At 67.6% G+C, this 25,044-nt stretch carries 22 protein-coding genes; 5 read left to right on the top strand and 17 right to left on the bottom strand.

The features are described from left to right. Positions 1–69 precede the first annotated feature (69 nt). Positions 70–1,089, bottom strand: coding sequence for a hypothetical protein (locus EP7_RS13040; RefSeq protein WP_463528279.1), 1,020 nt, complete (start codon positions 1,087–1,089; stop codon positions 70–72). A 64-nt stretch (positions 1,090–1,153) separates the two neighbouring features. Beyond that, positions 1,154–2,884, bottom strand: coding sequence for a dihydroxyacetone kinase subunit DhaL (dhaL, locus tag EP7_RS13045; RefSeq protein ID WP_463528280.1), 1,731 nt, complete (start codon positions 2,882–2,884; stop codon positions 1,154–1,156). Positions 2,885–3,082: 198 nt separating this feature from the next. Here dhaL and EP7_RS13050 point away from each other — a divergent pair, with 198 nt between their 5' ends. Beyond that, positions 3,083–3,544: a hypothetical protein gene (locus EP7_RS13050; RefSeq protein ID WP_463528281.1), complete on the top strand. Its 462-nt coding sequence runs from the start codon at positions 3,083–3,085 to the stop codon at positions 3,542–3,544. A 73-nt stretch (positions 3,545–3,617) separates the two neighbouring features. Here EP7_RS13050 and EP7_RS13055 read toward each other — a convergent pair whose 3' ends face one another. The 5 genes from EP7_RS13055 to EP7_RS13075 form a co-directional block, all read right to left on the bottom strand. Continuing rightward, positions 3,618–5,312: a 4Fe-4S dicluster domain-containing protein gene (locus EP7_RS13055; RefSeq protein WP_463528282.1), complete on the bottom strand. Its 1,695-nt coding sequence runs from the start codon at positions 5,310–5,312 to the stop codon at positions 3,618–3,620. A gap of 60 nt (positions 5,313–5,372) precedes the next feature. After that, positions 5,373–6,008, bottom strand: coding sequence for a Uma2 family endonuclease (locus EP7_RS13060; RefSeq protein ID WP_463528283.1), 636 nt, complete (start codon positions 6,006–6,008; stop codon positions 5,373–5,375). A 1-nt stretch (position 6,009) separates the two neighbouring features. Next, on the bottom strand, positions 6,010–6,681 hold the full coding sequence (locus EP7_RS13065; RefSeq protein WP_463528284.1) for a Uma2 family endonuclease: 672 nt from the start codon (positions 6,679–6,681) through the stop codon (positions 6,010–6,012). 59 nt (positions 6,682–6,740) lie between these two features. Beyond that, positions 6,741–7,844 carry a DUF362 domain-containing protein gene (locus EP7_RS13070; protein ID WP_463528285.1) on the bottom strand — a complete coding sequence of 368 codons (1,104 nt, stop codon included), beginning with the start codon at positions 7,842–7,844 and terminating at the stop codon, positions 6,741–6,743. Positions 7,845–7,965: 121 nt separating this feature from the next. Then, positions 7,966–9,624 carry a DUF6599 family protein gene (locus EP7_RS13075; RefSeq protein WP_463528286.1) on the bottom strand — a complete coding sequence of 553 codons (1,659 nt, stop codon included), beginning with the start codon at positions 9,622–9,624 and terminating at the stop codon, positions 7,966–7,968. A gap of 344 nt (positions 9,625–9,968) precedes the next feature. Between EP7_RS13075 and EP7_RS13080 the strand changes: the two genes are divergently transcribed. Beyond that, positions 9,969–10,949: an endo alpha-1,4 polygalactosaminidase gene (locus EP7_RS13080; protein WP_463528287.1), complete on the top strand. Its 981-nt coding sequence runs from the start codon at positions 9,969–9,971 to the stop codon at positions 10,947–10,949. Between the two features lie 12 nt (positions 10,950–10,961). On the opposite strand, the gene ftsY is transcribed toward EP7_RS13080, so the two are convergent. The 6 genes from ftsY to EP7_RS13110 all read right to left on the bottom strand — a co-directional run bounded on the left by ftsY (position 10,962) and on the right by EP7_RS13110 (position 16,368). Beyond that, positions 10,962–11,867, bottom strand: coding sequence for a signal recognition particle-docking protein FtsY (gene ftsY / locus EP7_RS13085; protein WP_463528288.1), 906 nt, complete (start codon positions 11,865–11,867; stop codon positions 10,962–10,964). A gap of 123 nt (positions 11,868–11,990) precedes the next feature. Next, positions 11,991–12,842: a PHP domain-containing protein gene (locus tag EP7_RS13090; RefSeq protein WP_463528289.1), complete on the bottom strand. Its 852-nt coding sequence runs from the start codon at positions 12,840–12,842 to the stop codon at positions 11,991–11,993. A 29-nt stretch (positions 12,843–12,871) separates the two neighbouring features. After that, the gene (gene nusB / locus EP7_RS13095; RefSeq protein ID WP_463528290.1) at positions 12,872–14,011 is read right to left on the bottom strand and encodes a transcription antitermination factor NusB; all 1,140 of its coding nucleotides are present in this window, start codon (positions 14,009–14,011) and stop codon (positions 12,872–12,874) included. 178 nt (positions 14,012–14,189) lie between these two features. Next, on the bottom strand, positions 14,190–14,930 hold the full coding sequence (locus tag EP7_RS13100) for a hypothetical protein (protein WP_463528291.1): 741 nt from the start codon (positions 14,928–14,930) through the stop codon (positions 14,190–14,192). Between the two features lie 6 nt (positions 14,931–14,936). After that, positions 14,937–15,188 carry a hypothetical protein gene (locus EP7_RS13105; RefSeq protein WP_463528292.1) on the bottom strand — a complete coding sequence of 84 codons (252 nt, stop codon included), beginning with the start codon at positions 15,186–15,188 and terminating at the stop codon, positions 14,937–14,939. 160 nt (positions 15,189–15,348) lie between these two features. Beyond that, on the bottom strand, positions 15,349–16,368 hold the full coding sequence (locus tag EP7_RS13110; protein ID WP_463528293.1) for a DUF1559 family PulG-like putative transporter: 1,020 nt from the start codon (positions 16,366–16,368) through the stop codon (positions 15,349–15,351). 93 nt (positions 16,369–16,461) lie between these two features. On the opposite strand from EP7_RS13110, the gene EP7_RS13115 reads away from it, so the two are divergent. Further along, positions 16,462–16,776: a hypothetical protein gene (locus EP7_RS13115; protein ID WP_463528294.1), complete on the top strand. Its 315-nt coding sequence runs from the start codon at positions 16,462–16,464 to the stop codon at positions 16,774–16,776. Positions 16,777–16,899: 123 nt separating this feature from the next. Here the strand turns inward: EP7_RS13115 and EP7_RS13120 are convergent, their stop codons facing one another. Next, positions 16,900–18,582: an alpha-keto acid decarboxylase family protein gene (locus EP7_RS13120; RefSeq protein ID WP_463528295.1), complete on the bottom strand. Its 1,683-nt coding sequence runs from the start codon at positions 18,580–18,582 to the stop codon at positions 16,900–16,902. 268 nt (positions 18,583–18,850) lie between these two features. Here EP7_RS13120 and EP7_RS13125 point away from each other — a divergent pair, with 268 nt between their 5' ends. Next, positions 18,851–21,016, top strand: a complete 2,166-nt coding sequence (locus tag EP7_RS13125; protein ID WP_463528296.1) for an arylsulfatase — start codon at positions 18,851–18,853, stop codon at positions 21,014–21,016. A gap of 33 nt (positions 21,017–21,049) precedes the next feature. Here the strand turns inward: EP7_RS13125 and eutC are convergent, their stop codons facing one another. Together eutC and EP7_RS13135 are read right to left on the bottom strand one after the other, a co-directional pair. After that, on the bottom strand, positions 21,050–21,844 hold the full coding sequence (gene eutC / locus EP7_RS13130; protein ID WP_463528297.1) for an ethanolamine ammonia-lyase subunit EutC: 795 nt from the start codon (positions 21,842–21,844) through the stop codon (positions 21,050–21,052). Positions 21,845–21,887: 43 nt separating this feature from the next. Beyond that, entirely contained in the window at positions 21,888–23,306 is a 1,419-nt protein-coding gene (locus EP7_RS13135) for an ethanolamine ammonia-lyase subunit EutB (protein WP_463528298.1), read from the bottom strand. 347 nt (positions 23,307–23,653) lie between these two features. On the opposite strand from EP7_RS13135, the gene EP7_RS13140 reads away from it, so the two are divergent. Then, positions 23,654–24,061, top strand: a complete 408-nt coding sequence (locus EP7_RS13140; protein WP_463528299.1) for a transposase — start codon at positions 23,654–23,656, stop codon at positions 24,059–24,061. A gap of 8 nt (positions 24,062–24,069) precedes the next feature. Here the strand turns inward: EP7_RS13140 and EP7_RS13145 are convergent, their stop codons facing one another. Next, positions 24,070–25,029: an IS110 family RNA-guided transposase gene (locus EP7_RS13145; protein ID WP_463528391.1), complete on the bottom strand. Its 960-nt coding sequence runs from the start codon at positions 25,027–25,029 to the stop codon at positions 24,070–24,072. Positions 25,030–25,044 lie beyond the last annotated feature (15 nt).

A 25,044-nucleotide genomic window follows, 5' to 3' on the forward strand; every position in this document is an offset into this window, starting at 1 on the left:
TCAGCGGGCGGCGACCTGATGGAAACGCTGGGCCCGGGATCTCGATGGGCGGTGCGGCGGCGGGCGATCTCACTTGTCGATCACGCCGTCCTTCAGGGATTCGGCGAGGGCGCGGATCCGGTCGGCGTCCTCCTCGGTGTCGCCGATCACGTTGAGCGTGTAGAACTCCTTGCCGAAGACCAAGGCGTTGCCGATGTGAACTCTCCGGCCGTCCGGGGTTGTCGCGGAGATCTTGGAGAAGACACGATCGGGGATAGGCGGGGTGTCGGGGTGCTGCGTGACCTTCACGTTGGTGAAGCCGCTCTCCTTGATGCCTTCGTGCAACTTGACGAAGTAGCCCCTCAGGGCGTCCGCTCTCCTGGCCTCCACGGCAGGAATACCGGCGGCCGTGGTCAGCGATGCGTAGAGCGACGAATCATCACTCGTGCAGAAGTAAACCTTCGATTTGCGGCCTTTGCTCTCGAGGGGTTGGTCGTGCCAGGCGTAGCCCTTGCCGATCGAGTCGATCCGGAAGGAACCGGGGACGACCAGGGGTTCGCCCTCGGCGGCCTTGGCCCCGGCTTCGGGGGCAGCTTCGCCGGGCCCTTCATCCTTTTCCTTCGCCTCGACCGCCTTGCGGGCGGCCTTGCGGCCGGCGATGACGGAGGAGGCGTCCACGCGCCAGTGGCCGTCGACTTTGGTGCAACGGAACGGGATCGGCTGGCCCTGGGGCAGTAGCAGGGCGTGGTCGTCGTTCACATCCTCGTCGGTGACCTTGACCACCCTGCCGCGGGGGAGCGTCCACTCTTCGCCAGGCTTGAGTGCCTTGATGGGTTGGCGAGCGATCAGGCCCTTGGCGATCGCCGCCCTGAGCTTGGGGATCGGCTGGCCCCCCAGCAGGACGTCGAAGTCCTCGTGGGGCAACGCCACGGCACGAAGCTTTGTCTCATCTCCGTCGAGCATCGCGCCCAAAAACCCCCGCAGTGCTCCCTCGGGGGACGCATTCGCGTCCGCCTTGGGCTTGTCGGAGGCTTTGGTCGCCTCGGCCTTGGGCTGAATCGCATCGGGAGCTTGCAGGATGAGCGAGGCGGCGAGGAGAAGCGTGAGCATGGGGGGAATTCCTGAAGGGTCCGCGTTGGCTTCGGTGGAAGGGCCAGGCGTGAACTCTGATCGATCAGGAGATGCCGGCGATGGCGCGCATCCAGGTGGCGACGGCGATGGCTCCGGGGTCTGGATGGCCCAGGGCTCGGTCTCCCAGGTAGCTGGAGCGGCCCTTGCGGGGGGGCATGGTCGCGGTGGAGTTGGCCCCGGATTGGGCTGCGTCGGCGGCGGCTTTTTGGGCCGTCTGAGCGGAGTTTCCGGCGGCGATGGCATCGGAGAAGGCTTGCGAGGCGGGGTGGAGGGCGTCGAGCATGGTGCGGTCGCCGGGGGCGGCTCCTCCCAGGTCGGCGATGGCCTCGACCCCGGCTTCGAAGGCTTCGGACCAGGTACGGAGTGGGATGTTTTTCGGATCCTGAGTCGCGGATTTCAAGCGGGCGGCGGCCCGCAGGGCGAGGACGGCGTAGAGCGGGCCGGAGGTTCCGCCGAGGGACCGTTGCAGGGTGACGCTTAGGGCGTGAAGGGTCGCGGCGGGGTCGTCCAGGGGATAGGTTGGCATGGCTTCGAGCACGGCGTTGGCGCCTCGGGCCAGGCTGATGCCGAGGTCTCCGTCGCCCACGGCCCGGTCGAGTTCGGTGAGGCGCGGGGCGTCCTTGATGAGCGAATTCGCCGCGGCGCGGATGGCACGTTCGAGGGCGAGGCCAACGGGAGTCGTTGGGGGATTGGCCTTCGCGGGGGCGGTTTCGGGGGTGGGATCGGGGGTTGCGTCGCGGTGGCCTCGGGGACGATTCAAGGCGGCCTGATTGGGCCAGGCGGGGGCGTCGGTCGTGGCGTCGAGGCGGGCCAGGCGGGCGTCGTCGAGCTTCAGGACCGTCAGGGAGACGCCGGCCATTTCCAGGGCGGTGAGGAATGTTCCCGCGTAAACACGCTCGATCGTCAGGCCGGTTGCTTCCAGGGATGAGATGGCGTGCCGCGCCACGATGGCCAGCTCCATCGTGGGCGTGGCGCCCAGGTTGTTGACGAGCAGCGCGATCCGATCGCCGGGCTTTAACGCCAGCTCGGCGACGATGGGCGCGAGCAGGAGGTCGACGATGTCGTCGGCCGGGCCGATGCACCGGCGCTCGACGCCGGGCTCGCCGTGGATCCCCAGGCCAAGCTCGACCTCGTCGGGCCCCAGGTCGAAGCCGGGGGCGCCGGCGGCCGGGACTGTGCAGGGGGAGAGCGCCACGCCCATCGTGGCCAGGTTGGAAGCAGCATCGCGTGCCTCGGCGGCGACCTCGAGGAGACTGAGGCCGGCCGCCGAGGCCGCGCCGGCGACCTTGTGCACGAGCACCGCGCCGGCCAATCCGCGAGGGCCTGCCGTCTGGCCCGTCGAGCCGCGCAGGGCGACGTCGTCGGCCACGAGGACGACCTCGACGGGAATTCCACCGGCACGCGCCATCTCGGCGGCCAGGCCGAAGTTCAGGCGGTCGCCGGTGTAATTCTTCACCACGAGCACCGCCCCGGCGGGCCCCGCTACGGCCTGGATGGCGGCGAGCACGGAGTCTGGGTCGGGCGACGTGAAGACGTCGCCGGCCACCGCCGCGGAGAGCATTCCTTCGCCGACATATCCCGCATGAGCCGGCTCGTGCCCGCTGCCGCCCCCCGAGATGACCGCCACCTCGCGCGGCCTCGCGGCCCCCGCGTCAAGGCCGGCCCGGACGACGACCTCGTGCCCGGGCAGCTTCCGCAACCCCGGCCAGATGGCGACCAGGCCTTCAATCATCTCCGGGACGACCGAGCCCGGACGATTGATGAGCTTCTTCAAGGCACCCGCCCCCACGTCCAAAGACACGTCGCCCCAGCCCGCGATGATGCACTCGCGGTGGGCGCACCGCCAGGGGGTCGGGCGGCGAGGGAGGGGGCCTCGGAGTCGACCGTGGCGCGGTCGTTGGCGGCGCATGTCCGGGCCGGATACGATCCCCCTCGTGGGATCGGGGCGGATCGGGGCATGGGAGATCCAGCGATGGCGTTCAGGGCGAAGGCGGCAGGGCGGGGCGGACTGGTGCTGGGGGCGCTCGCCCTGGCGGCGGCGATGGGGCCGGGGCAGGAGCAAGGCCAGCCGCCGGCGAAGGCGGCCAGGGCCGAGGTGGCGTCGAGGTCGCAGGCCGCCGGGAAGGCGAAGGCGGCGGCGGCACGCAGGGCGTATGAGCAGGCGCGGGCGTTCTATGTCGAGCGGCAGCCGGGGGCGTGGCTCGACGGCACCTACCTCTGGTCGGTCAGGATGCTCCACGCCGCTCTCGAGATGGCCGAGAGAGCCGAGTCCCGCGAGGCGGCGTACAAGGTTCATCTGGAGGGCATGGCGTCACTCGAACGGTTGCTACGGCGGACGGCGCGGATTGGCATGACCAACCAGTTCGATTTATCGGCCGTCGAGTTCTACAGGATCGAGGCCGAGCAGTGGCTGGAGCGCGAGCAGGCGAAGTGAGGGCGGTGCGAATGCGAACGGCCCCCCGCGGGTGCGAGGGGCCGTTCGGGGTGACGCGGCGATCGAGCCTGGCTCAGACGGTGATCCAGTCGGCGGCGGAGGGCTCGTCGACGAGGCTGAGCAGGAGCGAACGGGTCTTGTCGCGGGTCTCGCCGATGGCGGTGACGTAGACGGCCGGGTCGTCCTTCACCGGGCACTCATGCTCGCAGATGCCGCAGCCGATGCACTTGACCGGGTCGATGAAGGGACGCTTCAGCTCCAGGGTGGCGCCCCAGCGGTCGGTGACGGTGACGTTCCTGGTGAAGATCGCCTTGGGGCTGACCGGGCAGACCTCCTCGCAGACGACGCAGCTGGTGTCCATCGCCCAGGGGAGGCAGCGCCCCTGGTTGTAGAAGGCGGTGCCGGTCTTGACGGGGCCCTTGCTCTCGAAGGGGCCGACGCCGAGCTTCTCGGCGATGGAGATCTCGCGGATGGCGCCCGTGGGGCAGACCTGGCTGCACAGCGTGCAGTTCAGCTCGCACCAGCCCATCTTGGAGATCATGATCGGGGTCCAGAGCCCCTCGACGCCCGCTTCGAACAGGGCCGGCTGGAGGACGTTGGTGGGGCAGACCCGGATGCACTGGTCGCACTTGATGCAGCGGCGGAGGAACTCATCCTCGGCCACGCTGCCGGGGGGGCGGATGACGGCCTTGTTGAAGTTCTTGCGGACGCCGCCGGAGAGCCGCGCCATGGGGAAGAAGAGGACGCCGAAGACGCCGGCCAGCATCAGCTCGCGGCGGCCGACGGCCGGGTAGGTGATCTCGCTGGCCTTGCGCGGCAGGAACCGGTAGGAGAGGGCGTCGTGCGGGCAGTCCTCGATGCAGTTGAGGCAGACGAAGCATTCGCTCTTGCGCAGGTCTTTATGCGGGTCGGAGGCGCCTTCGCAGTTCTTCAGGCAGAGGTCGCAGTCGGTGCAGCGAACCGGGTCGCGGTCGATGCGCCAGAGCGAGAACCGGCTGAAGACGCCGAGCAGGGCGCCCAGCGGGCAGATGGCCCGGCAGAAGAACCGCGGGATCCACCAGTTGGCCACCAGGAATCCGATGAAGATGAGGCCGACGAGCCAGGCCTGCCAGTACTCGCGGGGCTCGGAATAGACCGACTCCGACGCCTTGTGCACGGTGGGCAGGACGCTGGTGGTCATCGACCGGACGGTCAGCGCGATGGGGTCGAGCAGGCCAATTTGCAGCGTGCTGTTGCCCACCTTGTGCTGCTCGGCCGAGCTGGCCAGGCCGGTGCCGACTGCGCCGAAGGCCCGCGCGAAGACGTTGCGCTCGGGCGTGTCGACCTGCGCCTCGCGGAAGGCCCGGCCCACGTGGTTGGGGGCATCGAGCACCGTGGGCACGATCCAGAGGCTGGCCATGGCGAGCATGGCGGCAAGGATGTAGTACTTGATCGCGTAGATCGGCTTGTATCTGTTGACCTCGATGAGCGCCTTCGTGTTCCGGCGATTGCCGATGAACCCGAAGATGTGGTGGAGGATGCCGAAGGGGCACATCCAGTTGCACCAGACGCGGCCGAGCATCATCGTGATGGCGATGACGACCAGGCCCCAGACGAGGTTGCGGTAGATCGTGTGCGTCGTCAGCGCGGTGGCCAGCGCCACCAGGGGCGTGGCCTCCAGGAAGATCGAGACCGGCCAGCCCTTCAAGTAGCGCAGGTCGGTGATCAGCAGGAAGAACAGAAAGAGGCCGAGGAACAGGGCCTCGTAAGCTCGTCGGATCTTAACCACGGATTCCTCCGGCGGGCTCGTTGAGGCATGCGGGCGAAGGTGCCAGTCGGGATGAAATTCTCATGTGAGAATCCCCGTGAGGTCGAGTCTGAATCCGGGGAGCACGTCCTCACCATCGAGCGAGGCGGGCCGCTCGAGGATCTGAGGATCCCGGCCAGGCCTGTAGATCTCGGCGGTGACTGAGATCGGGTCAATCAGCCACCCGAGCCGAGCGCCCTGCGCCAGGTACTCGACCATCTTGTCGCGGACCTTGGGCTGGGAGTCGCTGGGTGAGCGCAGCTCGATGACGAAGTCGGGGCAGATGTGGGCGAAGGCCTTGCGCTGATCGGGAGTCAAGGCGTCATATCGCGATCGTTCGATCCAGGAGGCGTCCGGGGCGCGGATGGCACCATTGGGCAGTGTGAACCCTGCGGAGGAGTCGAAGACGTAACCGAGCCTCGCCGTTTCATTCCAAATGAAGAGCCGGGCGGTGATCCCGGCGTTGGCGTGACCTGTGTCGGAACCCGCGGGTGCCATGGCAATGAGTGTCCCGCTTGCGGAGAGTTCCAGCCGCAGGTCGCTGTTGAGACGGCAAAGCTCGGCGAACCCAGCCGCCGAGACGGTGAGGTCGACATCGGGCGTGAGACGCAGCTCGACCGGCGGTGCGGCGACGGGGGGTGAGCTGGCTCGGGGCCTGGCGACGGATGTCTGGCTCATCTCAGGCATCCTCCGCCGGTGGCGTCTCGGGCTCGGGGGCTGCAAGAGGTTTCGCGGGCGGCGCCCAATCGTCGGCCAGCTTCAGGAGTTCGGCCAAGGGGAGGACGAAGCCGGGAAGCAGGTCGGTCTCGTGGGATTGGCCCTCGGTGACGACCTTGGTGAGGGTCCGGTCGCCATCTCGGCGGTGGACGGTCATCGTGCGGCGGTATCGGTCGATGATCCAGTACTCGCGGACGCCGATCGCCAGGTACTCGTCGCGCTTGATCTCGTAGTCGCGGCGGATGTCCCGCCTGGATCGGGAGACGAACTCGACGGCGATGGCGGGGACGTCGACGCGGGGGTCAGGCGTGCGTCCCAGTCCGACCCAGATGGCCCGGTCCATGCGGCGGCGGTCGTCGCCGACGGGGATCGTCTGCTCGGGCAGTGCTTTATCGATCGCCGACCCTTGCGGGTGGTTCCGCTTATGCGACATCAGCAGGAAGCCGAGGAATTCGTTGGGGTCGACTTCGCCGTTTCCTGGGTGGGGTGACACGACAAGAACTCCGCCGATCAGCTCGTAGCGATTGCCCCGCCCGGTCGTGGCCCGGTCGAATTCATCCGGGGTGAGGTGCACGCCCGCGAGCCCGGGGGCCAGGCGCAGACGCGACGTCTTCCTGGTCAGCTCAAGGCTCATGGGCGGGGGCTCCTGGCGGGGTAGACGCGTCGGGCGTTCGGCGCGGTCGTAGCTAGGGCTCAGACGGTGATTTCCTGGGTCCACTGGGGGCGCCAGTCGGCCCCGAGGCCTCGCTTGATGGCCTTGTCGAGGTAGAGGATCTCGTGACGCTGCTTCTCGAGGATCTTGGAGACGGTGTAGCTGTCGACGGCGACGTGGTCGATGCCGACGATCATGGCGTCGGATCGCTTCACGTCGTTGAGGCTGCCGCCGGTGGGGCCGTTACGCATCAGCATCTTGCGGGCGTCGGCGATGACCAGGGTCGGCTTCATCATCAGGGCGAAGTCGCTGATGATGCCGTGGATGTCCTGGTGGAACTGGTTGCGGGGGTTGCCCAGCAGGCCATACCAGTTCTTCATGGTGATGGTGGCCTTGCAGAGGTTGTGGTCCTTCACCGGCGAGACGCCGATGACCTTGGTGGCATACTGGAAGGGCTTGTAGAACATCCGCCAGGTGTTCTTGATGGTCTCGCCGCCGACGTAAAGCTGCTCGAAGTAGCTGTCCTGCGGCAGCATCAGCTCGGCGCCGGCACGCAGCGCGGCGTCGCCCACCTTGGTCTTGAAGAAGCAGCTCTCGGGGTTGTTGATCGGGTTGTCGGCAACGATCACCTTGCGGGCACCCGCGCCAAAGCAAAGCTTGATGACGGCGGCCAGGGTGTCGGGCTGGGTGGTCGCGGCCAGGTCGGGGTTCTTGTCGAACGCGACGTTGGGCTTCACGACGACGACGTCGCCCTTGACGATGAACTTGTTCACCCCGCCCATGGCGTCCATGGCCGCCTTGACCATCGCGAAGGCCTGGTCCTCGCGGGCCTGCATCTCCTCGGCCTTCCTGTCCACGTAGTCGCTGGACTCGACGGGCCGGGATCGGACGACGACCAGCGTGGGCTTGGCCGAGTCGAGCTTGATCGAGTAGTCCTTCAGGCGGACCGGGGGCGGTGGCTTGACCCCTTCCATGCCCCAGCGATCGCGCGTGAGCAGGCCTGCGGCCATGGCCCCGCCGGCGACGAGCGCCGTGCCGCCGACCCGGGCGGCGAAGTCGCGCCGGCTGAAGGTGTCGTCGGCCGGGTTCACTCCCCCGAGCCGTTCCAGGTTCTTCTGCTGGGTTCGCGTCAGTTTCTCGCTCATCGCGGACCTCGTCGAGAAGATGTCACGCCGCGGCGGGGGGGCGTGGCGGATGTTTGGGCTCGGTCGGAAGGGGGAGGGGCGGGTCGCGGCAGGGATGCAGTGGCAACCCGCCCGGGGGCGGTTATTTGCTTTCGTCGCCCCCGGCCTCGGGCTTCTTGGCCGAGCCGGTGTCGACGATCGGGACGACAGTGGGGAGCGACTTGGCGAATCCCTTGGCGAAGACCTCGGCCTTGGCCCCGTCGGTTGAGCCGTTGACCCCGGCCAGGGCATTGCCCTTCAAGATCAGGACGTCGACCAGACCGATGTTCGAGCTGACGACGATCTTATCGGCCCCTTCGGCGGGCAGTTCCTTCACCTCGGCACCGTCCAGCTTGGCCCCGGCCAGGTACTCTTCGAGCACGGCCTTGGCGGCGGCGGGGTCGGCGTAGGGGCGGATGAAACCCTGGAACGCGACGTCTCCATCCTGATAATCGGCCATGAAGACGTCGGACAGGAATGCGTAGCCGAAGACGTCCTGCGCGATGTACTTGGGATTGGCCTTGGCCGGCCCGTCCGGAAGCAGTGCGAAGAGGTCCTCGGGGGTCGCCTCCTTCTTCTGCCCCGGCGATGCCCCGGCGCCTTCGCCTCCCTTCATCGCCTTGGCGATGCGTCCCGCCAGGTTGAGGGCGAAATCGGCGAAGGTGGAGTGATCCTTCGTCGAGACGATCTGGATGTAATACTTGCCGGTGTAGAACAGGGTGCTGCCGGCTGAGGTGTAGCCCTCGGTGCCGATGGGCTGGACGCTCACGCCATCGGGCTTCTCGCTGCCGTACTTGCCCAGCGCCTTCAGCGGATTGGCCATCTCGAAGATGTAGAGCTGCACCTCGTTGGAGTCGTCACCGATCGGGTGATAGTAGGTGTAGGCCATCCCCCGGACGTCGTACTGGGTGAAGCTCTCGGCGCGGCCGTCGATCTTCTCGAAGAGGTTCTCGGCGTTGAACGTCTCTAGGTAGCGGTCGCCACTCTTGGCCACCATCCAACCTCCGGGCAGGTCGGTCAGGGGGAGGAAGGCGGCCAGCGGCTTCTGGGGCGCGGGGACGGTGGCCAGCTCGGCGTCGGCCTGTTCCTTGGTCAGTCCCGGCCCGGGGGCGGGGGCTGCCGCCACGGCCGCAACCGGGGCGGGGGCCAGGTTGGCCGGGGCGCCGGTCGTGCCTCCGCCGATGGCGGCGAGCTCGACCGGCGGGGCGGTCAGGTCGATCAGCTGCTGCGGGCCATCCAGCCCGACGCTCTTGCGCACGGCGGCCAGGGTCTGGAGCACGTCGGGGATCGTCGCGGCGACCTGCGCCGAGGTGCCGGCCACCGCACGCAGGCGGATCATGGCCTCATCCAGCTTCTTCACCGAATTGAGCAGGTTCTTCCGCTCGTCGGCCAGCCGGGCCATCTCGACCCGGACCCCCTCGTCGGCCGCCTTGATCGTGGCGTAGCCGCGGCCTTGCTCCAGCACAGACCAACTCTTGTTGGGGTCGAACTCGTAGCGGTCCTTGTCGAACGACTCGCTCTTGACGACCAGGGCCAGGAAGATGGCCGGGATGCCCATCACGAGCATCATCGAGCAGACCACCGACCAGAACGCGGGCTTCAGCATCACCCGGCCACGCCTGGCCTCGAACCACTTGGTGTTGCCCAGCACGGCGAACGCGATCGGGGTGCTCGCCAGCGCGATGAGCCCCGCGGCGATGGCCAGCGTCATCAACGGGTCGGTCCAGAACTTGTCGCCCAGCTTGATCAGCATCTCACGCATCGCGTAGCCGCCTCCGGACCATGGGGGGGCGTTCTTCCGCAAAGGGTTGCCGCCGCCAGGACGGATTATATCGGACAGAAGGAGGGTGCGGCAATCGCCATGCCACAACCCGGGTGATGCAGGCCGGATCGGACTCGCCATGCCCCGAATCCGGTCGTCACCGTAACTCCTTTACCATCCCCACCCTGAATGAATAGACTCGGGACACCGGCCGCCCGACTGGCCCCGACACCTGGGACTCGATGCTGAGAGCTTTGTTCGACAAAAATTCGACGAGACAGGTGAGGTCCGCGGCGGATCGAGGTCGGCGGTCCATCCATTTCTTGCCAACGGGGGACGCGGGAATGCGCCCGGAGAGTTGCTTCGCCCTGTTTTCGGCCCTGATCCTGGCGGCAACCGCCCACGGGCAGGCGCCGAAGCGAGATTATCGGGCCGACATGCGCGCCTTCGTGGCTGCAATCAGCCTGAAGGCCAAGGCGCAAACTCCGGGGTTCCTGGTCGTGCCGCAGGGGGGCCTGGAGCTGTTGACCGAGGATGCCGAGCCGGACGGCAAGCTGGCGGCCGCCTACCTGGGTGCCATCGACGGCGTCGGTCAGGAGGAGGTTTTCTACGGTTTTGAGAACGTGGACGACCGCAAGACGCCAAGGCCGGAGTCTGAGGCCTTTCTGAAACTCCTGGACGTGGCGAAGAAGGCCGGCAAGGGTGTGCTGGTGACCGACTACGCCACGAAGAGGCCCTTGGTCGATGACGCCTACGCCCGCAACAAGGCCGCCGGACTCGTCGGGTTCGTGGCCGACCGTCGGGGCCTGGACAGGATCCCGCGTTATCCGGCCAAGCCGCCGGGCGTGAACACAGCCGACGTCCGGTCCTTCGCCGACGTGAAGAACTTCCTCTACCTGATCGACGGCGGCCGGTTCGAGACGCTCGCCAACTACCTGGGGGCGATGGCGAGGACCGACCACGACTTACTTATCATCGACCCGTTCTCGGGCGACTGGGCGCCCACCGCGGCCGACATCGACCGGCTGAAGCGCAAGCCGGGCGGTGGTCGTCGGCTCGTGCTCTGCTACCTCAGCATTGGCGAGGCCGAGGACTATCGCCCCTACTGGAAGCCCGCCTGGACCAAGGCCCCGCCGCCGTTCCTGGGCCCCGAAAACCCCGACTGGAAGGGGAACTTCTCCGTCCGTTACTGGGATTCCGCCTGGCGGTCGATCATCCTCGACGGCCCCGGCTCGCCCCTCGGACGCATCCTGGCGGCCGGCTTCGACGGGGTCTATCTCGACAAGGTCGACGAGTATGGCTGGTTCGAGGACCACCCCGAGTAAGGCCAGGTCAGATCAAGTGAAGAGGGATTCGACGAAGTCGTCGGCGTCGAACGGCTGGAGGTCGTCGATTCCCTCGCCCACCCCGATGAACTTGACGGGCAGGTTCAGGATCTGGCGGATGGCGACGACGACCCCTCCCTTGGCGGTGCCGTCGAGCTTGGTCAGGATCACGCCCGTGCAGCCGATGCTCTTGGTGAAAGCCTCGGCCTGGCGGATGGCGTTCTGGCCGTTGGTGGCGTCAAGCACGAGCAGCGTCTCGTGGGGGGCGCCACCGATTTTGCGGCGGACCACGCCGTTGACCTTCTCCAGCTCGCGCATCAGGTGCGACTGCGTGTGCAGCCGGCCTGCGGTGTCGACAATCAAGACATCCACCTCGCGAGCCAGGGCACGGTCGCACGCGTCGTGCGCCACGCTCGCGGGATCGGCCCCGGGGGCTCCGCGGACGATCTCGGAGCCCGAGCGTTCGGCCCAGATGGCGAGCTGGTCGGCCGCGGCGGCGCGGAAGGTGTCGCAGGCGGCGAGCAAGACAGACTTGCCCTCCCCCTTGACCCGCTGGGCCAGCTTGGCGATCGAGGTCGTCTTGCCCGACCCGTTGACCCCCGCGATGAGGTAGACCGTCGGCTTTTTTGGTGCGACGGCTAGGGTCCCGGGCCTGGGGTCGGCGAGCAGGGCCTTCAGGCTCCCCTTGACCAGCGTGATCAGCTCCTCGTCGGCGGTCTTGCCGGCGTAGGCCTCGCGCACCTCGTCGACGATCTTGGCGGTAGCCTTCACGCCGACGTCGGCCTGGATGAGCCGGGCCTCGAGCGCATCGAGGAACGACTGGTCGACCGTCCGGCCGAACCACGAGCGGACGTCGAAGAGCTTGGCGGTCCTGGAGAGCCCCTGGCGGAGTCGGTCGAGCAGGCGTTTCGCGGCCATCGCAGTCCCGGGGGCTGGTTCGAGCGTCGAAGTTCGGAGGGGCCGAGTCCGTCCGTTTGCCGGCCTCGTCAGTTCAAGACGATATCGCGCCGACGGTCGATTTGAGAAGGGCAGGGCGCCCGCTCAGGCCCGTGCGACGCCGGCCTCAGACCGTTCCCGCAGCCGTTCGAGGTCGGCCGTGGGCGTCGTGATCGCCCCCAGCCAGCGGCCAGGTCGGTCGGGGGCGTGGAAGTCGGAGCCGGCGGTGGGGACCAGATCCAGCAAGGTGGCCCACTCGCGCAGGCGGGACTCGCGGCGGGCGTCGACGGCGTGGTAGTCGACCTCGATGGCGCCCATGCCCGCGTCGGCGTAGTCGCGCAAGGTGGCGAGCCGCAGGTCGTGGGGCGGGTGCGCCAGGCCGGCGACTCCGCCGGCTTCGCGGATAACCCGGATGGCCCTGTGCCACTCGACGCGCGGCTTGGGAACCTGCGCGGGGCCGTCGTCGCCCAGCCAGCGAGCGAACGCCTCGCGGCGGGTGGGCACCTGGCCGGTGCGCACCAGGAAGTCGCCCAGATGCTTGCGGCCCAGGGTGGCACGCGGAAAAGCCCGGCGCAACTGCTCGTGGTCGACCCGCAGGCCGAGCCCGGCCAGCCGGGCGATCATGCCGGCCAGGCGCGTGTCCCGCTCGATGCGCATCGAGGCGGTCAGCTCGACCAGGGTCGGGTCGTCGTCGCGGACGAAGTGGCCGAGGATGTGGACCTCTCGGCCGTCGCGCTCGGCGGTCAGCTCGATGCCGCCGACCAGCTCGATGCCCAGGCGTGCCGCTTCGGGGCGGGCCACGGCCAGGGCTGAGAGGCTGTCGTGGTCGGTGATCGCCAGGGCGGCAAGCCGCATGTTGGCCGCCGCCTGAACCACCTCACCCGGCGAGCAGGCGCCGTCGGAGTGGGTCGTGTGGACATGCAGGTCGGCCCGGCCGGCCTTCGAGGCATCAGGCATCGCGGCCGGTCCTTGCCTTCGGCCCCGGCTCACGACGTTTCGGGCGTCGTCTCGTCGCCGAGCCCGGCCGTCTCGTCAGCGATCTCTTCCCAGGCAAGCGACTCGTCGGCGATTTCGGCCACCTCGTCGTCGGCCTCTTCGCTGGCGACCGTCTCGGCCAGCTCCGTCTCGGCCAGCTCCGCCGCAGCTCTCTTGGCCCTGGCACGCGCCTTCTTGGAATCCGAGGAGGGCCTGCGATTCTCCAGGTTGATAACCACCTCGGGGCCCTTCTCGGCCTCGACTTCGGGGGCAACCTCGGGTTCCAGGGGGGGGAGTGGGGCGTTGGGGTCGATCCCCTGGAGGCGGTCAAGGATGCCGTTGACGAACCGGCTCGACTGCGCGGTGCTGTACCGCTTGGCCAACTCAAGGGCCTCGTTGATGGCGAGCCTTGCGGGCACGTCGGGCGAGTACAGAAGCTCGAAGGCACCCAGACGCAAGATGTTGCGGTCGATGGCCGCCATCCGGTCGATCCGCCAGTTCTCGGCGAACCGGGAGATCAGGTTGTCCAGCGTCTCCTGATGCTCCTGGACTCCGTCGATCAGGTCGATGGCGAAATTGATCTGATCCGCATCGCCGCGGAGCCTCCGGTTGATGAACCGGCTGATCTGGCGGGTGGAGACCCCTTCATTCTGCTCGGCCTGATACAGGACCTGGAGCGAGATCTCGCGGCACCGGGTCCGCCTCATCAGCGGCGACCGCGACGCCAGGCCTTCGGGCGTCTCGTCGACAGGGGCGACCGGCGCCGAGGCGGCCTCGAGCTCCGACTCCTCGATCCGCCGCGCGATGGGAGCCATGACAACCGGCGGCTCGGGCGTCTCGATGAGCGTGGGCGCCGGCTCGGCCTCGGGCTCAGGCGTCTCGACCTCGTCTCGCGGGGCGAACGGAGACGCGGCCCGCTGGGCCTCGGTTGACCTGCGGGGCGGGGGGACATCCTCGGGCGAGAGGGCCAGGCCATACTCGATCAGGTCGCGCAGCAGGCGATCTTCGAGGTGATCCCCTTCCTTCAATCCCATCGACTCGAGCAGCTCGCGTTCTCCCGCTTCGGTCAGCGGGTGGGTGACGATGCGGCTATTCAGGGTCGAGACGATGAAATATCCGGTCCCGTCCTTCTGTCTCCGTAAGACCGGCATGCAACAACGCCTCTTTGGCTTCACCGATACCTGCTGCCGACCCGGCTTCCGGGTCTTCATCCAGACGGGATTATACGCCGAGTCGGGCCCAGACGAGAAGGCCAGCCACGCGGGCCGGTCGCGGAGACGCCCTCGGACGGCCCTGGCCCGGACACCTCTCGGCGGCAACCCACCCCGATCAGCGACGGCGCCATAACACCAGCGCCACGACCAGGACCGCGACACCAAGGCCGATCGAAACGCGAGAGGGCGTCACAACTCCCTCCTCGGGAATCGTCACCCGGATTGCCTCGGTCGTCGTGTTCGCGATCGGGGGCGGCGCCGGCGGCGAGGCGACCGGCCGTGGCTTGCCCTTAACCTCGTATTGCTTGTTCGTCAGCGTGGCGACGACATCGGCGCCGGGATGATTGGCAGGCCAGAAGGTCGAGCGGGGATACTCCTGATCGAAGGCGATCCGCTTCACCGTGAGCTTCTGGCGAAGCGTCGCCTCGTTAGGCGTGCCGCGACCCACATGGGTCGCCCTCTCGGACTTGATCGGGAATGGCCGGCTTCGGACCTGGTCAAGCTCCGTCGCGACCCATGTCGACAGCGGCGGCTTGCCGTTGTACTCGCTCACGCCGTCGAAAATCTCGACCTTCAACGGAACCGACATTGCCTTGTCGAGGTGGAAGACGATTTGCTTCTTCGCGCGATTCCACGGGACGTCGCGAAACAGGAAGATTTCGCATTCGCGGGCGAGAACTCGGCCCTCGCCCACATACTCCGCCCTGGGCATCGCCTCATGCAGCGGGACGGCTCCGAGGTAGGAGTATCGGAGGGGAACGGGGCGGACGGTCCAGGCCCCTCGGTCCTCGACGGAGAAGGATTTCTTGATGACGATCTGACGCTCGAGCGCCAGGTCGTCCTTGTCGTAATTCACGTTGGCTCAACGATCACCATCGCAGTACGAGGTCGAGCGGCCCGTCTTCCCGTCGGTCTCATGCGTCCGGTCGTCGAGCATCCTCTGCCCGGCGGCGGTCTCGACGTATCGGGCCTCGATCCGTTGAATCCTCGATTGGTCAGCCGGGACGATCGAATCGGGGATCACCTGCTCGGTGAGGGCGTCGACCTCCACGGACATCCAACTCTCCGAGGCGACCTTGAGCCGCTCGGCCGCCTGAGTCATGCGATCCGGCATCGGGGAGGCTCCGAACTGTGAGGGGTGACCCGCGGGGCGTGGGAATTTTCCGGGGCGAACGCCAACGTCCGAGTGATCGTCTCGCGGACGCGCCAAGGGCGTTGGAGAAGTCGCGCGTCTCCATCGTGGGACCTCATCGGCCCACCAACCTTCGATATCCTTATGGGACGTCCGAGATCACCTCTCCCCCATCGCGGGTTCCGAGGCTTCGCCAGATCGCCGGGTCGATCGCCGAGCCGTACCAATGCACGGCTCCGTCGGCGGTCAGCGCATTGACCCCGCCCGGATGACGACTCCGGGCCCCGAACACACCTGCTCCGAAGAACCCATCATATCCGTAATCGGGGATCGGACTGTTCGGCGGGGTTGCGACGAAGAAGGTCGTGAAGATGGCGCCCGAGATCAGCCAGTTGCTCCCGGCGTCGAGCCGCGCACGCGACGTTTCAACCAACCGAGAGCAGACGGCAACCCAGCCGTCGGCGCTCCTCGGGGTCGGATTACTCTGTCTGTAAACCCAATCTCTGGATGAGGAATAAGTGCCGCCATGGCCCGAGCCGATGGGCTTCTCGGAGAATGCCAGGGTGTGCGAGAGGCCGTCACGGAAGCTAGACAGGCGATTCGGCCGCCCCCAGAAGAACGCCCCGACGTCATCACCCACGCAGCCGTGGCACGCCCCGGCGTTTGCCCGATAGCCATTCGCCCCACCATCGTCGCCGGATCTCGGGTCGGAGGGGCAGAGGAAAGTGCCCACGGAGAGTGCTATCACCGTCGAGTTTCCGGGATCGATGGCAATGATACCGGAAGATGTTTCGAGATTCGCCGTATAGCTGATTCCCAGGGAAAAGTTGATTGCGTTATAAATTCCCCCTTGTTCCAGAAAAGGGAGGAGCAGGGATTGCGGCGAGAAATACGTAACTCGATGCGGAGACCCGGCCGCATCGCCGGTCGAGGTCGAGGGGGGGACCGCATCCCACGAGTCGATATAGGAGTGAAGGGCCAGGCCCAACTGCCTGAGGTTATTGGAGCACGCGACACGCCTGGCCGATTCGCGGGCCGACTGAACCGCCGGCAAGGTAAGCCCCACGAGCAGGCCGATGACGCCGAGGACGACCAGCAGTTCGATCAGGGTGAACCCTCGGAGGGGTTCCGGCGCGGCCCTTCGTGTCGAAGAGTTGCTCATGGGTTGGTCGCCTCCCGCACTTCGACCGGGGCGACGACTCGCGTCGCGGCGTTATCCGACGCATGCAGAATGGCAGGATGGGAGCCCGGGCCGATGATCGTTGGCACAATTGTTACCTTCTCCAATCACCGGACTACGCCGCACAACAACCGATTCCTAAGCAGCCAATGCCCCGATTTGGCGGCAAGCAGCCGTGAGGACGGCCCGATCGAGCGCAATGCCGATGATGCAACCAAAACGATCGCAAAACCAATCAACCATTTCCTGATATTTCTTGCCCCACTCGATCCATTCGAACAGGGTTCCTGCCATCAAAGAACAAGTGAGATCAGGCAGAATCTGATTGAGTTGACTGTGGCAATCAGGATGAATTTTGCAAAAGAAAATCGCGTCACTGTTCAGAATTGAGAATGCTACAACCCGTCGCCGTAGAACGCTAGGTCGGACGGGCGAGTTGCGTCCATCGAGGTGTCACGCCTCCACAGACCGGCTCCCGACGCGGGTCGGGGCCGGCCTGTGTAAGGCGTGGCCTCAGACTCGCTCGGCCATCCGCTTCGCCATGCGGTCCAGCGCGGGGCTCCGGTCGAGCTTGTCCAGGTGGACATTCAACAGGCTGAAGCTCGACGCGTTGGCCTGGGCCCTGGCCAGCGCCTCGTCAAGCTCGTCCTCGGTGCGCACCTCGATGCCCAGGCCGGCGCCCAGGACTTCGGGGATCTTGTGGAAGGCCCAGGGGTGGATGTCGTTGAACGGGCCTTCGAGCAGGAACCGCTCGGTGGTGTAGCCGTGGTTGTTCAGCACGATGACGATCGGGTTCAGGCCGTTGCGGGCGACGGTGGACAGCTCCATGCCGGTCATCTGGAAGGCTCCGTCGCCGACGATCACCAGCGAACGGGCCCCCGGATTGGCGATCCCCGCGCCCACCGCCGCGGGGACGGCGAAGCCCATCGACGTGTAATAGGCGGGGCTGATGAACTCGGTCCGCTTGCCGATCGACAGGTCGGCCGAGCCGAACAGCGAGTCGCCGATATCGGCGATCACCACCGTGTCCTCGGTCAGCATCGTGTTGAGCCGGCTGAACAGCCGTGCGGTCGTCATCGCCTTGCCGCGCTCGGCCACCCAGGGGCCCGGCTTCGGCGGCCTGGGGGGCATCGGCGTGGTGGCGCGCGGGATCTTCCGGGCCCGCAAGGCCCGGATGAAGTCGTCGAGCCGGACGTCCCGATAGTGGTGGTAGCGAATATGCAGGTCTTCACTCGTGGCGTCGATGCACCGCGACTGGTCGAGCTTGGCGGTGAAGATCCCCAGATTGATGTCGGTGAGGAAGCACCCGAGCATCAGCAGGCAGTCGGCCGACTCCACCGCCTCGGCCACCTCGGCGCGGCCCATGGCCCCTTCGTAAACGCCGATGAACAGCGGGTGGCTCTCGGGCACGACGCTCTTGCCCAGCAGGGTCGACGCGATCGGCAGGTTGACCGCCTCTGCCAGCGCCAGCAACTCATCCTGAAGGCCGAACCGGTGGATCTCCACGTCGGCCAGGATCATCGGCTGCTTCGCCTTCGTCAGCATGGAGACCGCCTCGTCGACCGCCTCCCGCAGCGCATCGGGGTCGCTGGGGGGGATCGGCGCGGGGGCCCTGTGCGGCACCACCTGGCGGGCCTGAACCATGTCACGCGGCAGTTCCAGGTACACCGGTCTCTTGTACCGGACCGCCGCGGCGAGCACCCGGTCGATCTTGTCGAACGCCGTGACCGGGTCGTCGAGCACCGCCGAGGCCACCGTGATCTTCTCGAAGACCTCCAGCTGGGTCGAGAAGTCGCGCACCTTGTGATGCAGCAGCGGGTTGCTCACTCGTTCCGAGATCCCGGGCGACCCCGACAGCACCACGACCGGGCTCTTCTCGGCATAAGCCCCGGCGATACTGTTGCAGGTCGATAGCCCCCCCACACAGTAAGTCACGCAGACACATCCCAACCCGTTCACGCGAGCATATGCGTCCGCGGCGAACCCCGCGCTGTCCTCACGCGTCATCCCGATGACCTCGATCGGGCTGTCTTCCAGCATCTTGTACAGCCCGAGGATGTAATCACCCGGGATCCCGAACAGATGCTTGAGCCCCAGATCCTGGAGCCGCTGGACCAGGTATCCCCCGATCGTGACCTCACCGGCCCGCGCGTCCTTGCCATCGAGCTGCGCGTCCGCGTTCGCCGTCGTTGCCATCGGTCGTCTCCTTCACGTCCGGTTCGGTCCGGCCGGCCCCGACCCCGGGGCCGCCGCACGCTCTCCCTTTCATTGTAGGCGCCAATCCCCCGCCCCGAAACTCGCCGCGATGCGTCACATCCGTGGGTGGCGGAAGGACCCCCCACCGACTTCGTCTTTCGTGAGTCGATCGAGATAGTTAAGATTCAGCCCCTGGGCGGCCCGCCGGGGTCCTCTCCTCAACCGGCACCGCATCGATCGACTCTCCTGGAATTGAGGCGGTATGGCCATGCTCGGATCTTGCGTTTCGCTGGCATTCGCCCTGCTGGCGGGGGTTGCCCCCGCGGAGGCGGGCCGGCCCAACATCGTCGTCGTGATGAGCGACGACATGGGTTACTCGGACCTGGGCTGCTACGGCGGGGAGATCGGCACGCCGAACCTCGATGCGCTCGCCTCGGGCGGGGTCCGGTTCACGCAGTTCTACAACAACGCCCGCTGCTGCCCCACCCGCGCATCGCTTCTGACGGGCCTGTACCCCCACCAGGCCGGCATCGGTCACATGACGATTGACCGCGGGTTCGACGGTTATCGAGGTACGCTGAACCGGCAATCCGCCACCATCGCGCAGGTGCTGCGCCCCGCGGGCTATCGCACCTACATGGCCGGCAAGTGGCACGTCACCCGGGGAGTCGGCCAGAACGCCGATCGGGCCGACTGGCCGATCAAGCGCGGGTTCGACAAGTTCTACGGTACGATCGCCGGTGCGGGAAGCTATTACGACCCGACCTCGCTCTGCCGCCAGGAAACCCTGATCACGCCCGAGAACGATCCCGACTACGCGCCAGACGCCTACTACTACACCGATGCCATCTCCGACAACGCGGTGCGCTACCTGAAAGACCATCGCCAGGAATCGCCCGACAAGCCCTTCTTCCTCTACGTCGCCTACACGGCCGCCCACTGGCCGATGCAGGCGCCCGAGAAGGCCATCGAGAAGCAAAGAGGGAAGTACGAAGCCGGCTACGCCCAGGCCCGCGCGGCCAGGCTTAGGCGCATGAAGGCCCTCGGCCTCGTCCCCCCCGAGACCGACCTTTCCCCTGGCGCCGAGAGCTGGGACGAGGTCGGTGACAAGGCCTGGGAGGCACGCGGCATGGAGGTCTACGCCGCAATGGTCGACACGATGGATGCCGGGGTCGGCCGGATCGTGGCACAATTGAAAGAGAGCGGCCAGCTCGACAACACGCTCATCCTCTTCCTCCAGGACAACGGCGGTTGCGCCGAGCTGACCGGGCGCAAGGATAACGGCAACGCGCCCGAGGCCTTGAAGCCGCTGGGCCGGGACGGGCTCCAGACCCGTGTCTCGCCGCCGATGCAGACCCGCGACGGTCGCTGGGTGAAGACCGGTCCGAAGGTTCTGCCGGGCCCGGCCGAGGCTTACATCGCCTACGGGCGAGGCTGGGCGAACGTGAGCAACACGCCGTTCCGGGAATACAAGCACTGGACCCACGAGGGCGGGATCTCGACCCCCCTGATCGCCCACTGGCCGGCCGGAATCAAGGGTGAACGCGCCGGCAAGCTGGAGACGCAGCCCGGCCACCTCATCGACCTCATGGCGACATGCGTCGACCTGAGCGGCGCGGCCTATCCCACCAAGATCGACGGCCAGCCAATCAAGCCGCCCGAGGGCGTGAGTTTGCGCCCGGCCTTCGACGGCAAGCCCCTGGCACGGACCTCCCCCATCTTCTGGGAGCACGAGGGCAACCGCGCCGTCCGCGACGGTCGCTGGAAGCTCGTCGCCAAAGCCGACGCCCCGTGGGAGCTCTATGACATCGACGTCGACAGGACAGAATCCACCGACCTCGCAACCTCGCATCCCGACCTGGCGAAGAAACTCGCCGCACAATGGGACGCCTACGCCGCCCGCGCGAACGTCTTGCCGCTGGGCGCCTGGCGTGCCCCGGACGACGCCACTGCCTCGCTGAGCACCGAGCGACGCTTCGATCTCAAGGCAGGCGCCCGCCTGGGTCGCGCCAACGCCCCGGCCGTCGCGGGACGGGCCTTCGCCGTCGGGGCCAAATTCGCTACGACCCCGGAGTCCGGTGACGGGGTCCTCATCGCCCAGGGCGCAAACTCGCATGGATATGCCCTCTACCTGAAAGACGGGACACCCAGGTTCGTCGTCCGCACCCCCGCGGGCTCCTTCGAGATCGCCGGCAACCCACTTCCAGCCGGCCCGCACGACGCCCGGGCTCGGGTCGACGACCAGGGTACGCTTTCCCTCGAAGTCGACGGCAAGCCGGCCGCCTCACCCGTCCCAGGCAAGCTCCTGGCCCGCATGCCCGCCGATGGGCTGGAAGTCGGCCTGGATGCCGGCGGACCCGTAGGCCCCTACGAATCGCCGTATTCTTACGCCGGCACGATCGAATCGGTCGTCATCGAGATCGCCCCCAAGTAAGGGGCCTCGACCCGTCGAATCCGGGCGGGGCGATCACCCCTCGATCGCCCCGCCCATTCGCATTTCGAAGCCCTCGGCCTGCTCCTTGACCTCCACCCCGCCGAGCTGCCGTTCGATCATCCGGGCGGCCAGCGCCGCAATCCGCGGGGCCGCCTGTTCGGGCGTGACGCCTCGCGAGTGGATATTCGAGATCAGGTTCCGATGGGCATCGGTCTGCCCCGCGCACGGCCGGAAGGCCAGATACGCCGACAGGCTCTCCGCCGTCGCCAACCCGGGCCGCTCGCCGATCAACAGCACAACCACCGTCGGGGCCAGCAAATCCCCCAGGTCATTGATCACGCCCACGCGGCAATGATGAATGAGCATCACTCGACCCATCGTCCACCCTCGCTGCCCGGCCTCCTCGGCCAGCAACGGCAGCAACACCGGAACCTGGACCCTCACCGCCTCCGACGAGAGCCCATCGCCGATCGCCACCTGCAAGGCCGCCCCGCGAGGACAATCCCGGCTGATCGCGGCCCTGGCCTCGTCATTCAGGCTTCGCCCCAGGTCAGGCCGACGCAGGTACTCGGCCTTGTCCGCGGCACGGGTGCAGACCTCGAAGATGCCGAACCGCTCAACAAGCTCATGGGGTAGGTCATCCATGGATAGCTCGGATCGAACTGCATCCAGGGCCGCGGCGTGGTCTAGCCGCAACGCCAGCTGGGTCTCCGTGCGATAAGACGTCCCCGCCCGTCCGACGAAGATCCGCGCGGGCGTTCGGGCCCGTAGCGCCGCCTCGCTGGGCGCGACTTCGGCAGGCAGGTCTTCGGTCGGTTCAGGGCTCACGAGGTGGAATCTCCGTGGTCGGCCGGTTGCGGCGCATCCAGCGTTATCGCCCTGTCAATTCAAGAAGCCTGCGGAACTCCTTCGCATCATGATCGAGCAAGCCAGCCCGGCCGGGCGCAAGTCGCCCGGCCCGGGTGATTCCCCGGCCTTCCAGCCAGGCGGCGAACTCGGGGGCGGGGGCCAGGTGGAGCAGGCGGCGGACTCCGGCAGCGTCGTGAAAGCTGGTGGACTGGTAGTTGAGCATCACGTCGTCGGAGGCGGGGACGCCCATGACGTAGTTGCATCCGGCCGTGGCAAGGAGCAGGAGGAGGTTGTCGGTGGTGTTGCCGTCGGCGTCGGCGTGGTTGGTGTAGCAGACGTCGCAGCCCATCGGCAGGCCCATCAGCTTGCCCAGGAAGTGGTCTTCCAGGCCGGCCCGGATGATCTGGCGCTCGTCGGCCAGGTATTCGGGGCCGATGAATCCGACCACGCTGTTGATCAGGAACGGGTCGAACGCGCGGGCCAGGCCCTGGGCCCTGGCTTCCAGGGTGAGCTGGTCGACATCGTGGTGCGCACCGGCCGACAGGGCGCTTCCCTGGCCGGTCTCGAAGTACATCACCTGATCGCCCGCCCAGGTCACGTCGGCGCGTGCCCGGTGCGACTCCAGGACCCGCTCCCGGCCCTCGGTCAGCATCGCCAGCGAGATGCCGAAGCTGGTGTTGGCGGCCTGAGTTCCGGCGATCGACTGGAAGAGGAGGTCGACCGGCACGCCCCGCTCCAGGCAGGCAAGCTGGGTGGTGATGTGGGACAGGCAGCAGGCCTGGGTCGGGATTTCGAGCGTGCCGATGAGCGCGTCGAGAGACCGGAGAATGGCCCCCACGGCGTCGACGGATTCGGTGGCCGGATTCACACCAATCACCGCGTCGCCGCAGCCGTAGGCGAGGCCGTCGAGCGTCGAGAGCAGGATTCCGCCGGGGTCGTCGGCCGGGTGGTTGGGCTGGAGCCTGACGCCGAAGACGCCGGCCTGGCCCATCGTGTTGCGGCACCGTGTGACGACCCGGACCTTGGCGGCGGCCAGGATCAGGTCCTTGTTCCCCATCAGCTTGGCCACGCCCGCGGCAATCTCCGGGGTGATGGCCGCGTGTAGGGCGGCGATCTCGGGCCCGCCGGTCTCGTCATCGAGCAGCCATTCGCGAAGCTCGCCCACCGTCCAGCCCGCGATGGCGGCGAACCCCGCGCGGTCGTGGCGGTCGACCAGCAACCGGCTCACATCGTCTTCGTCGGGATCGATGACGGGGTTGTCGGCGATCTCGCTCAAGGTGAGCCCGGCCAGCACCGTCTTGGCGGCCACCCGCTCGCGCTCGTTGGCGGCGGCCAACCCGGCGAGCCGGTCGCCCGACTTCGCCTCGTTGGCCTTGGCCAGGACCTCTCGCAAGTCGTCGAAGACGAATCGCTCGGATCGCAGGGTGGTTGCATACGTCATGAATTGGTCGGATCCTCGGGCCTTCTCGCCCGACTCTAACCTCCCGCCGCCCGCGTTGCTATGCTCGGGCGGGCCCCGGCCCGGGGCGAGGCCCTCCGGCCTCAGCCGGCGATCATCCTCCGCGCGTGGTCGACGTGGCCGGCATACCGGTTGTTCGTGGACGCGGTCGCCGGGTTGAACGGGCGGATGATGACCCCGGTGGGGACCAGGCGGTTGTTGGAGTCGATGTGCGGGGGTGTCCACCGTTGAGCCGACGATCAGGTACTAAAAGCCTGTTGGGAAAGCGTGACCTAGCCTTCTGGAATGGACACACGAATCGCGTATCCGAGTGACCTGACCCACGCCGAGTGGGCCCAGGTCTGCCGCGTTATCCCCTCACCCAAGCCGGGCGGGCGGCCCGCCAAGCACGACCGGCGGGACATCGTCAACGCCCTACTGGCGGGACATCGTCAACGCCCTACTGGCGGGACATCGTCAACGCCCTGCTGTATGTCGCGCGCACCGGCTGCCAGTGGCGCGCGATCCCGCACGACCTGCCCCCCTGGGCCACCGCGTACTGGTACTTCCGCATCTGGAAGGCCGACGGCACCCTCGACCGCCTGATGGACCTGCTCCGAGGCGACCTGCGCCAGGCCCACGGCCGGCCGCGCCAGCCGTCGGCGGCCATCCTCGACAGCCAGTCGGTCAAGACGACGGAAAAAGCGACTGTGTTCCGCGTCAAGTCCCGAAGGCCCGTTTTGATCGCGAGATCGTGAACTGACCTTCATCGGGCCAGGGCCATCTCCGGCTCCCAGGGGCGACCGGTCCGGACCACCGCATTGGCGATCACCAGCAGCTTGCGGGCAACCGCCGTCAGGATCACCTTCGCCTTCTTCCCCCGCGCCCCCAGGCGTTCCTTGAAGGCCTTCATCGCGGGGTTGTATCGCACCGCCGACAGGGCCGCCAGGTAGAGCACCCGGCGGACCACCGCCCGGCCGCCGCGGACGTGCCGGCTGCCGTGGCGCGTGCCGCTGTCGTCGGCGAACGGCGCCAGCCCGACCAGGGCCGACAGCTTGCCGCCGTCAAGTGTCCCCCGCTCCGGCAGGGCGGCCAGTAGCGTCAGGCTGGTGACCGGGCCCAGCCCGGGGATGCTCCGCAGCAGCTCGTCGCGTTCCTTCCACGCCGGGCTCGCCTTGACCGCCTCGGCCAGCAGGCGGTCGGCGTCGGCGGCCTCGGCTCCCAGCCAGGCGATGTGCCGCTCCAGGCCGGCCCTCACCGTCGGGTCGGGGCAGGAGCCCAGGCGGTTGGACTCCATCAGCCTCATGCCCAGCAGCTGCTGGCGGCGCGACAGCAGGGCGTCCAGGGCCCGGACCTCGGCCGAGGGGAGCGGCCTGGCCTCGGGGCGGATCGCCTCGGCGAAGTGGGCCAGGGCCTGGGCGTCGATCCGGTCGGTCTTGGCCAGGCGGCCGGAGGCCTTGGCGAAGTCGCGGGCCTGCCGCGGGTTGATCGCGGCGACCGGGATGCCGGCGACCTGCAGGGCGGCGACCAGAGGCAGCTCCAGGCCGCCGGTGGCCTCGACGACGACCAGGGCCGGGGCCGGGGGCAAGAGGCGGGCGACCACCGCGGCGATGCCGGCCGGGTCGTTGGGGTCGCGGTCGGGCTTCGATCCGGGCCGGGTGGCGGTGTCGAGATAGGACTTGGAGACGTCGATGCCGGCGTAGGGCGTAGACCGGGGCGTTGGTATCCATGGGATGCGACT

This window comes from Isosphaeraceae bacterium EP7, assembly GCA_038400315.1.
GTDB lineage: Bacteria > Planctomycetota > Planctomycetia > Isosphaerales > Isosphaeraceae > EP7.